Genomic DNA, 13,377 nt, shown 5'->3' on the forward strand with positions numbered 1-13,377 from the left:
GCCCTAATCTACTTTAATAAACCCATCTTGCGCGACACGCCGACTCGCCCAAATTTCACCGCTCTGACACACGCCCGTACTCTCAAATTGGTAATAAAGATAGGTTTCACTATTCTCTTTGGTTATTTCTTGTGCGCCGCATCTAGCAGTATAACTGCAATTCCTCAAACCGTCTGTATCACTCAACGAGGCTGCACTGGTTACAGTCTGACCGTTACAGTTTACCGGCTGAGCATCATTCGCGGGGATTGCTGACAGTGGAAAGCCCAAACTGGAGGCATGCTCTAACCCTGTTTGTGCAGCAAGTAGTGCCCTAGCTCCTAACACGTCATATACCACGTTTTGCGACCCAGCTCTGAGCTGGTTTGCCAGTGAAAGTCCTAACAGCCCTAAAATAATAATCACGAACAGTGCTAAGACAATTAGGCTTCCCCTTTGGGATTGAATATTAAGGCGCATTGGGTATATGAACCTCTTGTTGTAACGTGATTTGTTCACCATTTTGAATGAATCTAAAACGGATCTGCACGGTGGCATTGCGTTGTCTGGAAGCCTGAACAACCCGAAAAGGATCATCTTCCAAATAGCTGGATGATGGATTTGCAGATAATACATTATCTATATTTTCAGCCAGTGTGACGGCATTAGCAGGAATACTATTGGGCGCAGACTGAGCAATCGGACTTTCAAAACGCACTAGTCGGCCTCCGTCACTCGCATTGGCAATAAGACAAAAACTGACAGCCCGATTAACGATGTAGGCTCTGGCCGCTGGAGATGATTCCGGGTAGAGACCCGTAACATCAAGTTCAATGAGGTTATTGTTGTCTGCGTCGTCACTAACGGCGGTTATCAACTTGCGTTTGACTGAATTGTTGGCATAAACATCGGTTTCGGTAAGAGGATAGACAACGGCATAGTCAAGGTTGGCAGTCAGACTTACACTTTCACCTGTAGCTGCTATTGGCTCAACGATTTGCAAATTGCTGACGCCCTGTACAGGTAGTCTTGTGTATGCGCCAACAAGCTCAATCGGTACGAATTGCAAACAATGAAAAGTGCTGTTCCCAGACACGCGTAAGCTACCAGGCAATGCATTAACCAACTCTCGTGACATCCTGTCCACGGAAAAACGCGATGCCGACAGCAATTTATCTCTGTCGGTCACCAACACGACATTTTCAATTGAAACGCGCACAAAACTCGCTATGCCAGCGCTGATCACACCTAAAATGGTGAGTACAACCACAAGTTCAATAAGCGTAATTCCTTTTTGCCTCATTAGAAGTCCCACTTATAAAACGCATAATCAAGCGTATCACCGCCGGGAGTTGTTACCGTAATTTGGATTCGTTTGACGCTAAAATCACCTACAGTAGGATCAGCTAAATTTTCAGCTACACCATCAAAATCAGTGTCATAGATGACGCTTACCTGAACCTGGAAGCCTTTGTAAAGATTGTCTCCACCCTGCTCGATGGCATTACCTACGGCGTTTTCGATTGCAGGCCCTAAACCGTTATAGTCATCTATATCATCAAACAGGGCACGTGACGTTTCACCTGCATCAGGCCCTAGGTTTGCCGATACGGTGCAGGCATTGGTGTCACCACAACGGCTAAACCCTCCTGACATGGTCGCATTTTCATCAAACGCTTTGGCACTGATTTCTGCCGACAATGACTGCGCCAGCTCGGATGCTCTGGTCTGCCATATCGGCTCAATACTTTGCTGAGACTGATTAACCACCAAGGTGATGACAATCACCATAACGGCACTGAATACCACAATGCCAGCGATCAATTCAAAGAGTGAAAACCCCGTAATCAGTTTACGTTTACTGACATGCACGGATATACCCCTCACGGTTCACACAAACAGAGGAGGCACTTTGTGTAGTAATGGTTATCCGGCATTCAGACGAACAATTGTTTGCAGATGTCCTTGGCTGCCCGAGCGCATTAAAGTTGATGAAAGATATGGGCGTTACCCCATCAACGGCACTCAAACTTGCGTTTAACGCCTCAAAAGCCTGAGTGTCAACACGCAAATAATCTGGGGTATCATTTCCAATTGTTATATTACAGGTAGCCGCTTGATTACCGGGCGAGTAGTTATTGGTTGGCGGGCCTAACGCAGCAGGAACGGTCACTAGGTTGATTTGATGACAGAAACCAGGACGGGTGTCCTGCATGGCACGCAGTTGCATTTGCCGCAATACAGACAGAACTTGATTTTGCAAAGCATAGCTGTCGAAGCCGCCCCGACCTTGAAAACGAGATGCGGCAGTAACGGAGAGAACACCCACTAAAATAATCACTATGATTAATTCAAGTAAGGTAAAACCTTTCACCGAGCCTGGCAAACTCGTACGCTTTCGCATTTTGCTCGGCTCGGCTTCAAGCGTCATCTCTGACTATTAATTAGCATCCACCAGCGTTAATAGTAACGTCAGGAGAGCTGTTTTCATCAGCGGCTTGCGTGTAAACAACCTGACACCCCTCATCAGCTGCAGGGGCAGCCACAAAGTCAGTGTCTATAGGCATGATTGCAAACTGACCGTCGGCTGGCGTGTCAGCATCTCCGTTACCAATTACCAACAAGAAGTCAGCATTGGCGTCGTTTAATACCAAAGACACATTCAGTTCTAACCATGCACCTAAGGTCGCCACATCCGCTTCTGATGCATCAGGGTAGCCAAACGTTACGTTTACATTTTGGCCGTTAATAGACACAGTGCTATCTGCTGCGTCGTTATCTGCCTGAACACCATCAATCGCGGCTTTAGCGTAAACAAGCTGGCTTCCGCCCTGAATAGCCGCTTTAACACCGTCTAAGGTTGCTTCTCTCGCATCTCCTTGCAGGTCAATAAAGCGGGGCGCGGCAGTTACCGCTAAGATACCTAAAATGACAATGACTATTATTAATTCTATTAGTGTAAAACCACGTTGTTGTTTCATTGTGTTATTCCCCATTACTTGTGTCACTATTATTCATTAAAAAAATTCGATTACCTACTAGTTTTTATGTACTTAGGTATTATTACTGAAAACAATCACTTGCCCGATCCTCGGGTCATAGATAAATCCATTACCCACAGTGTCATCATTTGGCTCTGTGGTTACGTTTTGAATAGTTTGAGTTAGGTAATAAAAACACAGATCGTTTCCACCTGACCCAGTGCCGTTACTTACGGTAGTAAAATACCGGAAACTTTCAAATGGACGTTGTTCAAAATCAGAGGTTATTGTTGGCGCACTTTGCATAATTAAATTAAAGATACTTTCACAATCCAAGTCTGACATATCGTTATCTTGGGAACTTGAATCGTTGTTTAGTTGCCCCGTTGGATAACCCGTGTCGCCATCGACGGCCACTTGAATACCGTCCATTACAATAAAGGTCAAATTAACCGCTTCATTACCATTCGGTCTAGCGTCGATCTCCCATTGTGCCCGTACCAAGCCCACCCCTGTTGCAAAGCCGCCAGCAACACCTTCGACTGTTGCGTCTTCAGCCTCTTGTGTTACATCTAAAAAGCGTGGGATAGCCACTGCAGCCAGCAAGCCTAGCAGTACAACCACTATCACTAACTCAATTAATGTAAAGCCTCGATTTTTTGTTGTCATTATTCCTCCAGACTAACTCGTGCTCACGGGTGAAAAGTCACGTCGCCGGTGTCTATAGCATAGTCGAAATAGGCGCCGCGGCTCAATCGATAGCGGCAGACTCCTAAAGCCTCTGGTTGCGAGTCATCGCGATTTGGATAATATTCCGCAATCACACGAAAACCATTTACCATTGCTGGCACGTTTAATAAAGTCAGCCACAATTTTGCGCAACCGTCACTGCTTTGTTCTACCCAAGGCCTTCCAAAGTGGGCCATTCTCACCGCACTTCTGTCTTTTTCATTTCCTTGTGCATCAAAGTGCAACAGCATGATGCGTTCAGGCCTGCCTGAAGCCTGCCAGCGCCAATGCGCATTCGATGAGGCAGTTTCAAACTGCCTCGCAAACCCTTCCAGAACAGCGGCGTTTAAATCAGGTTCTGACTCCATGTAGCTTTTAATAAATAGGCCCATTAAAGAAACAAACAACACAACGACTACAATATTAATGAGTAGCGCTTTATTGCTGTTGTCTGCCACATCTTGTCTGCTCAAATTTGTTCCTTTTATCTGCCTTTTATCTGCCTTTTATCGCACCCATCATGTCCCACATAGGGGTGAAGATACCCAGTGCTAACACCAATACCATGACAGCAACCACCCCTATAAGAATAGGTTCAATTTTAGCCGTCAGACTTTTCAGGTCATAGTCGACTTCTCTTTCGTAAAATTCAGCAACCTCAGACAGCAATTCATCTACTCGCCCAGTTTCTTCGCCGACATTAATCATCTGCAATACCATGGAGGTAAATAATTCGCTGTTTAACGCTACGCGAGACAAGCTTTCACCTTTCTCAATATTCTGGCGCATCACAATAATCTTGCGCCCCATATACTTGTTATCGACCGCCTCTGCCACCAACGTGAGCGCGGTGGTGAGGGGAACGCCTGCTCGAATCATCATAGAAAAACTGCGGGCAAACCGACCTAACAAAGAACGATTAAAAATACTGCCCACTATAGGTAATTTGAGTTTTAACTTATCCCATTTGTAACGCCCAACCTCAGACGACAGATACCGGTGCACACCGTAACTCAATCCACCAATCCCTAGCACCAGTACGTACCATCGATGTACAAAAAAGTCGGACATGTTGATCAGAAACTGTGTCATGCCAGGAAGGTCAGCATTAAATTTGGCAAACATGTCTGCAAACTTAGGAATAACAAACACATTCATGATGACGAGTGCCACTGCTATCGCGATGGTAACAAAGATGGGGTAACGGGTCGCGGCTGTAATTTGCTTGCGCGTTTCCTGCTCCCTCTCTAGATATTCTGCGAGCTGCGCAAACGCAACATCAAGTTGTCCCGTATTCTCGCCCACATGCACAACGCTCACAAACAGCTCATTAAAAATTCGTGGGTGCTGGTGCAGGGCGGAAGACAAGGACCGTCCGCGTTCAAGCTGACCAAGGATCTCTGTGAGTGCTTCGCGCAATCTCAGTGACGAGCTCGACTCTGCCAAGCCGCCAACAGCCCGCAATATTGGAATGCCCGCTCGGGTTAACGAATACATTTGACGAGAAAAAATTACTAAATCAGAGAGACTAACACTGGGGGTAAACCAAGTGATCTTTTCCTCTTTACTGACAGTGTCGCTATCTAAATCGATAGCAATAGGGGTAATACTGCGTGCCCCCAACATTTTAGCCGCACTAGACGCATCTGTAGCTTCAACTACACCACTGGTTAACTTTCCGTCAGCAAAACGGCCTGTGTAGCTATATCTCGCCATCAGGGACCTCTTCCAAAGTGAGTCCCTGTGCAGGCGTTTCAGATACTTCCTGCGGTGTTTCAGCAACGGTTTCTACCAAACGGAGTACTTCATCAACCGTAGTAAGTCCCATTTTCGCATAGGTATAAGCCACATGTGATAAAGGCTTATAGTTAGGACTTTCCTCAGCAGCCTCGGTAAAAGCGACAGTATCATTGGCTTTTAACGCTTTCATCATGGTGTCGGTCATTTCAAGCAACTCAAATACACCAATTCGCCCACGATAGCCGGTTTGATTGCATTTTTGACAACCCGTACCTCGTTTGAACTTAACCTGTTCAACACCCTCTTCAATATTACTGAGCCAAAACAACTCTTGCGAGGTGGGCGTGTAAGCCACTTCACAATTGGTACACAAACGTCGCACCAGTCGCTGGGCGACGATCCCTCGTAATGAGGTTGCTACTAAATACCCAGGTGCCCCCATGTCTAGCAGACGGGTTGCGCTGCTAATAGCATCATTGGTATGTAACGTTGATAACACCAAGTGACCAGTTAGCGCACCACGCAGCCCTATTTCAACCGTTTCCTGATCACGCATCTCACCCACCATAATAATGTCAGGATCTTGTCGAAGCGTGGTTCTCAGAATATTGGAGAAAGTTAAGTCTATTTTTGTATTCACCTGAACCTGATTAATGCGTGGCAGGCGATATTCTACCGGGTCCTCAACAGTGATGATTTTCCGTTCTGGCGTATTCAGCTCGCTAAGCGCACCGTAAAGGGTGGTTGTTTTACCCGACCCCGTAGGCCCAGTTACCAAGAGCATGCCATGAGGACGCTGCAGTAGCGTTCTGAACCGCGCCAGCATGTCGTTGGGCATACCAGTTTGATTGAGTGTTAGCACACCCGCAGACTGGTCCAGAAGACGCATTACGACGGCTTCACCTGCCTGCACAGGCATAGTGGAAAGGCGCACGTCGATGCGGTGGCCTTTCACACGTACCTGTGTGCGCCCGTCTTGAGGTAAGCGCTTTTCAGAAATATCTAATCCGGCCATCAACTTTAGCCTAAGCACCAGTGCCGCAGCGATGTTCTGCTCAGGAATGACAGTCTCCTGAAGCACTCCGTCTATTCGCTGACGAATGCGCAACTTACCTTCATCCGGTTCTATGTGAATGTCTGATGCCTTTGCCTGCACCGCATCTTCAAATATAGATTGTAGAAGCCTGGCGACCGCCGTGTCTGACTCGTCCTGCAGACTTTGTGTCAGATCAAATTCTTGTTCATCGCGATACTCATCGGCTAGCTCCTGGGCGAATGAGGCGATTTCTTCTGTCTTACGGTAAAGCGTGTCATAGGCGCCGAATAGTTGCTCCTCGCTAACTACTGCAAGTTCTAACTTTTTCGGCAATAAATCTGTCAGGCTGTCCACCGCATTTAGATCGGCTGGGTCACTCATCCCAACTAATAAACTGTCGCCTTTGTCCTCTAGTACTAAAGCGCGATACCGTCGTGCCTGCATTTCAGGCAAGAGCTTCACTGCGTTTGGGTCGATGCGGAAATCATCAATATTAATCAGTGGTACATTTAAGTGCGACGCCAATATTGTGAGTAGCTGCACTTCACTCACCAACTCCATAGCAACCAGCGTCGCCCCGAGCTTGCGGCCAGTTTGGCGCTGTTCAGCGAGCGCATTACCCAGTTGCTCGTCTGTTATCGCACCTTCTTGTACCAGTAGGTCTCCCAATCTGACCTTTTGCTTCACCATGGCCTATTCCAACTCCCCAACCTGCGTTGATAGCACTTGTAGCTGCTGCTCTGCATACGCCTGAATTTCTACTTTGTTTCCCGCCAATGCTACAACCTGACGATAAGCAGACACCGCCGTGGCAATATTGCCCATCCTCTCACTCACCACGGCCAGTCCCAACCAAGCCTTAAGATCGGTCTTGTTCAGACTGGTCAGCAGTTGATAGTCGCGTTGCGCAATCTCATATTGCGCCGTTTCTCTGGCCAAGGCCGCACGATAGTGCAGCACTTCAGGGCTCTGACTATCAAAATTAAGTGCCGTAAGTGCTTTACTGATATTTCCTGTACGCTTGTACAACCTAGCTTGCATCATGCGAATGCTGGGATCAGCTAGGGCCCTTTCACGAGCCAAATTAAGAACGTTTTCAGCCTGAATAAACTGCCCGTTAGCAAACGCTATCGCGGCGAGCTTTTTTAACGGATCAACGTTATTGGGTTCAGCTTCGATCCAGCTTTTTAACAAAGCCTGCGCTTTAGCGTGTTCATTCTTTGCCATAGCATCTGCGACTAAGACCCGGTACTCTGGCGGGGTTACGGTGCGCTGCGATTGAGAAACAGAAAAGCGGGGCGTTTCAGCAACAGGTACCAGAGCGGTTTCAACAACAGGCGCCGATTGACCGCGATCCTCTTCTTCATCAGTAGTCACCGATGGCTTAGGCTGCTCAGGCAGCGTATTTTGTATCTCATCTCTCACGTCGCTCTCGCCTACCGGCTCCTCTGGTAGTGGTACAACATTAGAAGCCGATACTTCTGAAGACGCAGAAACGTCAGCTGGCTGTGTCTCGACTGCGTCTGTTGCCGTCTGAGTATCATGAGGCTGACTATTAAGAGGTAAGGGCCTTTCGGATTCTTCGGGATAAAAGAGAACGGTAGCCACTGCCGCCACAGTCAGGAGCAATAAGCCAATGCCTAATAATGGCTGCAGACGTTTGTTTTTCGCGGGAGGCTGGTAGCTGGCATGACTTTGCGCAGTCGCTTCGCGCTTTTCCAAGTCATTAAGCATCTGATTGACAACACTCATAGTCTGCCCATCCACCAATAACCGGCTAAGATCAACAAAAACACAATCGCTATGCCTGTAAATACGTTGAGAGAAGCAAAAGGATACACGGGCCTGGCCGCTTCAGTGTCTTTGATTGCTGCAATGACATGGTCAGGTTCTACACGCTGCTTTCCCTCGCCATAGGCGAGCATAAGCGCTTTATGGCAAAGCACATTGACTATTCTCGGTGTGCCACCGCTCGACCTAAACAACAGAGAGCAGCAATCACGGCTGAACATTTCTGTGCCGGTAAAGCCGGCTATTTTGAGTCTGTGATGAACGTACTGATACAACTGATCGGCATCCATCAATGTCAGCGCATAACTAAAGGTGATTCTCTGACGGAGCTGTCTAAGCTGCTGCAAATCTAGCTTCTCGTCGAGTTCAGGCTGACCAAACAACACAACCTGCAAAAGCTTGCGAGACTCAGTTTCAAGATTGGTCATCAGCCTCAGTGCTTCTATGCTCTCTACGGGGAGTGCCTGAGCTTCATCAATTAAAAGCACAGCACTTTGATGTTGCTGATTAATTTCAATTAGGCGTTGCTGAATTTGCTCGGTAAACTGCTGCTGATCGCAGTCAAGCGCCAATTCAACGCCCAGTTCGTGCGCTACAGCCCTGCGCAGCTCAGCCGGCGATAACAAAGGGTTAGGAATGTAAGCGGTGGCAAAATGAGCAGGTAACTCATTTAACAGCTTACGACAAAGCAGGGTCTTTCCCGTTCCCACTTCGCCTGTCACCTTAATAAATCCCTCTCCAGTTTTTAAGGCTGTAGTAAGTACTTGCAACGCTTCATTATGGCTGGGCAACCCAAAGAAATAGCTCGTATTGGGCGTGAGCGTAAACGGGAGCTCGCTGATGCCAAAATGATAAAGATACATACGCTTATTCTATATAAAGCCAATCAGCCATTTTGGCTTGAGACGCTTTAATTTGCGAAGACCAGGTATTCGGTCCTACTACTGTTGGCTTGAGTAAAATAATCAGTTCCTTTTTCACCTCTTGCTTTCGGCGGCTTGTAAATAGTTCACCTAACAGAGGAATATCGCCCAGTAATGGTGTTTTTGATGTACCGTCCGAAACGGTTGTTTGCATCAAACCACCAATGACCACTATCTCACCGGAAAGCGCCCGAATTACAGTATCAGACTCACGAATGGTACTTTGCGCTAACGGCAACACAATGCGCTCTTGGTTTAGCGTGACAACCTTTTCTTGCTCTTGTGTTTCGATTACTGAAGGATGTACGTGCAGCAATACCGAACCATTTTCATCAATTTGTGGCGTCACATCCAAAGCGATACCGCTAAAGAACGGAGTGAGCTCAATATCAGGCACCACTGACGTTGTGGTTGATGTAATGGTATTTTGCGAGGAAATGTCGGTGACAAAATATTCGTCATCACCGACTTTAATTACCGCTTTTTGATTATTTGTGGCGGTAACTCGGGGACTAGACAACACCTGGACATTACCTTGGGTAGAGAGAAGGGATAGTACGCCGGAAAAGTCCTGATTAAGGAAAGACAAGCTGGTTACACCACCTAATGCCGCGGACAGCTCATTGCCTACTGACCCTGCGCTGGTAGAAAAGCGAAAGTCTGTACTGCCTGAGTTGGCAATAACTTGGTTCCAGTTTATGCCCTGCTGAAATTCGTCGCTCAGGGTGACTTCCAAAATTCTTGCCTCAAGAATCACCTGACGCTGAAGACTTTCTTCAGAGACCTGCAAAAAATGTTTAATTGCCCTTATTTCGTCAGGCATCGCCCGAACGGTAACCAGACCAGCCTGAGGCGTGACAAAAACTACACGCCCCTCTTCGTTACCAATCATACTTTGCAGGCTAGACTGCAAATCTTTCCAAAAGTTGGTCTCTGTTCGTGTAGTGATGGCCACACCATTGTTAGCATTATTTTGGCCACCGCCTAAATTATTACTGTTGGCAGAGTTTCCAGAAAAACTGCTAACCGGACTGTTGCCATTATTATTGTTATTGCCATCGGCTTGAGAAACGCCACCGGAAATAATACTGGTTTGTGTACTGCCGTCGCGACTCATTAGTAAGTAGTCAACAGAGAAGGTTTCGGTGCGCATAACAGCAGGCCGAACTTGAAATACGGTGCCACGTTGCTCCACATCCAAATTGTAGAGTTCTGCAACGAGATTAATGATATCGGGCAAGGGTACTTGTTTGAGCGAGAGTGTGATGTCGCCTGTAACATCCGGATGCATAGCCACACTGTAAGGAGTGTCGGCAACCAATCCAGCAAAGAATGCGCGCATGTCTACATTTTGCGCTTCAATATCATATTTCTCTACACCAAACAGTGAGGACTCGGAATTATCCGCATCGGCTGAAAGCAGTGCATCTACTGCCGAAGGCAGTGCTTGGGGCTGACGTTGTTGCTGCTTTTTTTCCGTAGCAACTTGTTCGTTAAACTGCTCTTGCAATGACCGTTCGACATGACTTTCGGGCACACTTTGACAACCCGCCAGTATTGCTGTGGCTAACATTAGGATAAGTGAAGCGCTTACTTTTTGCATATTCATTCTATTTTAGTTGTCGCTTTTTTGTAAAGGTTGCACTGGAAAGTGTCAGTGTCTCTCTTTTCCACATGCCATTGATTGCATATTCAACGTCCACCTGATGGCGTGATATAGCATGAACGCGTAACGTGTCTGAGGCAAAGGATTCAGTGGTCAATATACCGTCTATTACCGCAATTAAGATGTCTCGCTTACTAATGATCGCTTCCAGAACAGGCTTTTCAGGCTGCTTTGCGTTCTGTTCTTGCGTCTTTACCACCGCATTCGCCGCAGGCTTAGTCGGGTCTGCGCCGACATCAAGGGACACCCACAGCAGGCAACAAAAAATGGCTAACCTTCTAGACACGCAGAAGCTCCTTCTCGGCACTGAGCGTATAAAATTCAATCATGAGTGTAGCCTCTGGGTAAGCGTCCACATCATATTGCATAGTTCGCCAATAAACCTGCCACTGTGTAGCTTCCAGTTCGGCAAGAAAAGACTGAATTTGAGCAAAGCTCCCTGTGAAAGTTAATTGAATGCCATGCTGATACAAAGCGATGTCCTTCATATCAGGTTTATCGGCAAAAATATTGACCGGCTGAATAGATTGCATCGATTCCAAAGACAAGGCACCTGATAATGATAGTACTTCATTCATCAACGATGGCATGGCCTGTGGAGAAATCAACTCTGACAATTCATCAGCAAATTGCTGCTCCAAACTACTCATTCGTTGTTTTAGTTGTGCTAACTGTGCATTGTATTCAGCGTTGGGGTCGACTTGCAGCGCTTCCTGATAGATTTTAAGTTGCATTTCTAACGATTTGATTTGCGTTTGATTAGCGCTTATTTGTGTTTTCAGTTTGGTGTTATCTTTCATTAACGGTTCAATGCCGTAGGTAAAGCCCACCATGATGGTAATAACAATACCCACAAGCAGTGCCAGCCACTTTTCTCGTCCACTAAGGGCATCAAACTTGTCACTGTATGTGTCCCACGCCTGCATTATGGTTTGCTTCCTAAGTTTGCCTGCTCTGACAGTTGGGTATTCAACTCAAACGAGATCGCCGTTTCGTCCCTCTTCATGCGCGCTTGGTCGAAGGCCAAACCTTTGAATGAATCCGTGCGACTCAAATTGGCCAGCCATTTAGGCATGGCATCAGGCGTGCTGCCATATCCTGCGAGTTTAACCTGACCGTCTTGCAAGTGAATACGTGTTAACCACACATTAGCGGTATCCGCTTGTTCAAGATCACTGAGGACCAATGAAAAACGATTCTGCTTGCCTAGTTCTCTATTAGACAACTCCTGCAACAGTTTTTGGCGCTGAGAAATAGCTACCTTCTGTTGTTCAATACTTGCAACCAGTGCCGGACTAGGTTTCTGACTATCCAATTGACCTTTTAACACATCTACTTGTCTTTGAAGATCAGAAAGCAAACCAGCAACCTGACGATTTTCATCGTTCAATGTTGCCTGGCGCCAAGACAGCCCAATGAAAAGAGAAACGACAATCACCAAAACCATGACATTTGCAAACACTGAGCTGTTCAAAGACAGTAACGTCAGCGTTGGGCGATATTTTTGCTGATATAAATTTACCCGAGTCTTCATGCCGTCTGACCCTGACTAACCTGCTGAAGTGCAGCACCCAACGCAGTGTAACTCAAGCGCAATTCATTGAGCTGTTCTGGAATGGTCACGCCAGTGCGCATAATCTCGATTTGCGCGGGTACGGCCTGCTGCACTTGCTCTACCAAGGTGTCCAAATACTGAGAGTCCATTTTTATTCTAATGTGGCTTATGGGCGCTTGCCTTAGCTGACTTTCAAAGTAATCCATGGAACGCTGAATTTGCACACAGAGTGAATCAGCAATGCCCATGCGCAGTTCCTCTGCTGAAAAGCTACTTAGGTTTTCAAAGCCTTTCAATCGCCTTGAAAAATAAAGTTCGCCATTTTTAACAATATTCAGGCAAACCTCGTCGCCGGCTTCTTGAATCAAAGTAAGAACAGGCAATTCTGTTCCAACTGGAAGGTTACACGTGACAACCTCTTCCACCGAAATTGATTGCAACTGCAAATTGGCGCCATAGCAGGCCTCTGCAGCTTCTACCACTGCCGTTTCATTGACCGCCACTATATTGATTTTGTTATTGCCAGCCAAAGGCACGGGTAAGTCAAAATAATCGTATGCGCGTGCTTCACCACTTCCCAAAATTTCTTCTACGGCCCATTTCAAAGCGCCGTCCATTTCATCTTCTTCGACAGCCGGACGATCAACCTGCACTTGCTGATACCAAGCAACAGAGAAGGCGATATGCGTGTTAGCCCCAGACAACCCGTGAGACTCCACCCACTTTTTGAGTTGGACAGGCCAGTTTTGCAGACTCACAACAGATTCATGAACCAAAGCAAGTTCATTGGATTTGCGCTTTTGCAATGCGCAAAACGTCACCGCGTCTTCGTCGATAGCGATTCCAATGGTGAAGCTATCTGACTTCGCTTTCAGCTTGTTTCGTATTAACGCTCGCCAACCGATCCGCATGATAACAGGGCCAAAATTAATGTTGTTTTTATTCTGTTTCCATTAGAGCAGAGTTTAATAAAAAGT

Annotated in this window: 16 protein-coding genes; all 16 read right to left on the minus strand. The window is 46.8% G+C overall.

Annotation, left to right across the window (positions count from 1 at the left end; genetic code table 11):
* Positions 1 to 3 precede the first annotated feature (3 nt).
* The 16 genes from DRW07_RS15555 to DRW07_RS15630 all read right to left on the minus strand — a co-directional run bounded on the left by DRW07_RS15555 (position 4) and on the right by DRW07_RS15630 (position 13,311).
* Complete coding sequence (locus DRW07_RS15555) at positions 4 to 405, minus strand: hypothetical protein (RefSeq protein WP_124028870.1); 402 nt, start codon at positions 403 to 405, stop codon at positions 4 to 6.
* Between the two features lie 43 nt (positions 406 to 448).
* Positions 449 to 1,282 (minus strand): prepilin-type N-terminal cleavage/methylation domain-containing protein, encoded by an 834-nt coding sequence (locus DRW07_RS15560; protein ID WP_124028871.1) that lies wholly within the window; start codon positions 1,280 to 1,282, stop codon positions 449 to 451.
* Positions 1,282 to 1,851 (minus strand): type IV pilus modification PilV family protein, encoded by a 570-nt coding sequence (locus DRW07_RS15565; protein ID WP_124028872.1) that lies wholly within the window; start codon positions 1,849 to 1,851, stop codon positions 1,282 to 1,284. The genes DRW07_RS15560 and DRW07_RS15565 overlap by 1 nt, the downstream gene beginning before the upstream one ends.
* A complete protein-coding gene (locus tag DRW07_RS18545; RefSeq protein ID WP_165870524.1) occupies positions 1,838 to 2,383 on the minus strand; it encodes a prepilin-type N-terminal cleavage/methylation domain-containing protein in 546 nt (181 codons plus the stop codon). The genes DRW07_RS15565 and DRW07_RS18545 overlap by 14 nt, the downstream gene beginning before the upstream one ends.
* Positions 2,384 to 2,423: 40 nt before the next feature.
* Positions 2,424 to 2,960 carry a prepilin-type N-terminal cleavage/methylation domain-containing protein gene (locus DRW07_RS18550; RefSeq protein ID WP_124028874.1) on the minus strand — a complete coding sequence of 179 codons (537 nt, stop codon included), beginning with the start codon at positions 2,958 to 2,960 and terminating at the stop codon, positions 2,424 to 2,426.
* 72 nt (positions 2,961 to 3,032) lie between these two features.
* Positions 3,033 to 3,629 (minus strand): prepilin-type N-terminal cleavage/methylation domain-containing protein, encoded by a 597-nt coding sequence (locus DRW07_RS15580; protein WP_124028875.1) that lies wholly within the window; start codon positions 3,627 to 3,629, stop codon positions 3,033 to 3,035.
* 23 nt (positions 3,630 to 3,652) lie between these two features.
* On the minus strand, positions 3,653 to 4,162 hold the full coding sequence (locus tag DRW07_RS15585) for a hypothetical protein (protein WP_124028876.1): 510 nt from the start codon (positions 4,160 to 4,162) through the stop codon (positions 3,653 to 3,655).
* Between the two features lie 22 nt (positions 4,163 to 4,184).
* Positions 4,185 to 5,405 (minus strand): type II secretion system F family protein, encoded by a 1,221-nt coding sequence (locus tag DRW07_RS15590; protein ID WP_124028877.1) that lies wholly within the window; start codon positions 5,403 to 5,405, stop codon positions 4,185 to 4,187.
* Entirely contained in the window at positions 5,392 to 7,155 is a 1,764-nt protein-coding gene (locus tag DRW07_RS15595) for a GspE/PulE family protein (protein ID WP_124028878.1), read from the minus strand. Before DRW07_RS15595 ends, DRW07_RS15590 begins: the two co-directional genes overlap by 14 nt.
* Positions 7,156 to 7,158: 3 nt before the next feature.
* Entirely contained in the window at positions 7,159 to 8,217 is a 1,059-nt protein-coding gene (locus DRW07_RS15600) for a tetratricopeptide repeat protein (protein WP_124028879.1), read from the minus strand.
* Entirely contained in the window at positions 8,214 to 9,119 is a 906-nt protein-coding gene (locus DRW07_RS15605) for an ExeA family protein (protein ID WP_124028880.1), read from the minus strand. Before DRW07_RS15605 ends, DRW07_RS15600 begins: the two co-directional genes overlap by 4 nt.
* Positions 9,120 to 9,123: 4 nt before the next feature.
* The gene (gene mshL, locus DRW07_RS15610) at positions 9,124 to 10,788 is read right to left on the minus strand and encodes a pilus (MSHA type) biogenesis protein MshL (RefSeq protein ID WP_124028881.1); all 1,665 of its coding nucleotides are present in this window, start codon (positions 10,786 to 10,788) and stop codon (positions 9,124 to 9,126) included.
* A 1-nt stretch (position 10,789) separates the two neighbouring features.
* On the minus strand, positions 10,790 to 11,131 hold the full coding sequence (locus tag DRW07_RS15615; RefSeq protein ID WP_124028882.1) for a hypothetical protein: 342 nt from the start codon (positions 11,129 to 11,131) through the stop codon (positions 10,790 to 10,792).
* On the minus strand, positions 11,124 to 11,771 hold the full coding sequence (gene pilO / locus DRW07_RS15620; RefSeq protein WP_124028883.1) for a type 4a pilus biogenesis protein PilO: 648 nt from the start codon (positions 11,769 to 11,771) through the stop codon (positions 11,124 to 11,126). Before pilO ends, DRW07_RS15615 begins: the two co-directional genes overlap by 8 nt.
* Positions 11,771 to 12,379 (minus strand): PilN domain-containing protein, encoded by a 609-nt coding sequence (locus tag DRW07_RS15625; RefSeq protein WP_124028884.1) that lies wholly within the window; start codon positions 12,377 to 12,379, stop codon positions 11,771 to 11,773. Before DRW07_RS15625 ends, pilO begins: the two co-directional genes overlap by 1 nt.
* The gene (locus DRW07_RS15630) at positions 12,376 to 13,311 is read right to left on the minus strand and encodes a type IV pilus biogenesis protein PilM (protein WP_124028885.1); all 936 of its coding nucleotides are present in this window, start codon (positions 13,309 to 13,311) and stop codon (positions 12,376 to 12,378) included. Before DRW07_RS15630 ends, DRW07_RS15625 begins: the two co-directional genes overlap by 4 nt.
* Positions 13,312 to 13,377 lie beyond the last annotated feature (66 nt).

The sequence above is a fragment of the Paralteromonas sediminis genome (assembly GCF_003820355.1).
Taxonomy (GTDB): Bacteria; Pseudomonadota; Gammaproteobacteria; order Enterobacterales; family Alteromonadaceae; genus Alteromonas_F; species Alteromonas_F sediminis.

Bases quoted from the DNA above. Each gene is read 5' to 3' on its own strand.
- DRW07_RS15560 (WP_124028871.1), bottom strand. From the start codon at position 1,282: ATGAGGCAAAAAGGAATTACGCTTATTGAACTTGTGGTTGTACTCACC.
- DRW07_RS18545 (WP_165870524.1), bottom strand. From the start codon at position 2,383: ATGCGAAAGCGTACGAGTTTGCCAGGCTCGGTGAAAGGTTTTACCTTA.
- DRW07_RS18550 (WP_124028874.1), bottom strand. From the start codon at position 2,960: ATGAAACAACAACGTGGTTTTACACTAATAGAATTAATAATAGTCATT.
- DRW07_RS15580 (WP_124028875.1), bottom strand. From the start codon at position 3,629: ATGACAACAAAAAATCGAGGCTTTACATTAATTGAGTTAGTGATAGTG.
- DRW07_RS15590 (WP_124028877.1), bottom strand. From the start codon at position 5,405: ATGGCGAGATATAGCTACACAGGCCGTTTTGCTGACGGAAAGTTAACC.
- DRW07_RS15595 (WP_124028878.1), bottom strand. From the start codon at position 7,155: ATGGTGAAGCAAAAGGTCAGATTGGGAGACCTACTGGTACAAGAAGGT.
- DRW07_RS15600 (WP_124028879.1), bottom strand. From the start codon at position 8,217: ATGAGTGTTGTCAATCAGATGCTTAATGACTTGGAAAAGCGCGAAGCG.
- DRW07_RS15605 (WP_124028880.1), bottom strand. From the start codon at position 9,119: ATGTATCTTTATCATTTTGGCATCAGCGAGCTCCCGTTTACGCTCACG.
- mshL (WP_124028881.1), bottom strand. From the start codon at position 10,788: ATGAATATGCAAAAAGTAAGCGCTTCACTTATCCTAATGTTAGCCACA.
- pilO (WP_124028883.1), bottom strand. From the start codon at position 11,771: ATGCAGGCGTGGGACACATACAGTGACAAGTTTGATGCCCTTAGTGGA.
- DRW07_RS15625 (WP_124028884.1), bottom strand. From the start codon at position 12,379: ATGAAGACTCGGGTAAATTTATATCAGCAAAAATATCGCCCAACGCTG.
- DRW07_RS15630 (WP_124028885.1), bottom strand. From the start codon at position 13,311: ATGCGGATCGGTTGGCGAGCGTTAATACGAAACAAGCTGAAAGCGAAG.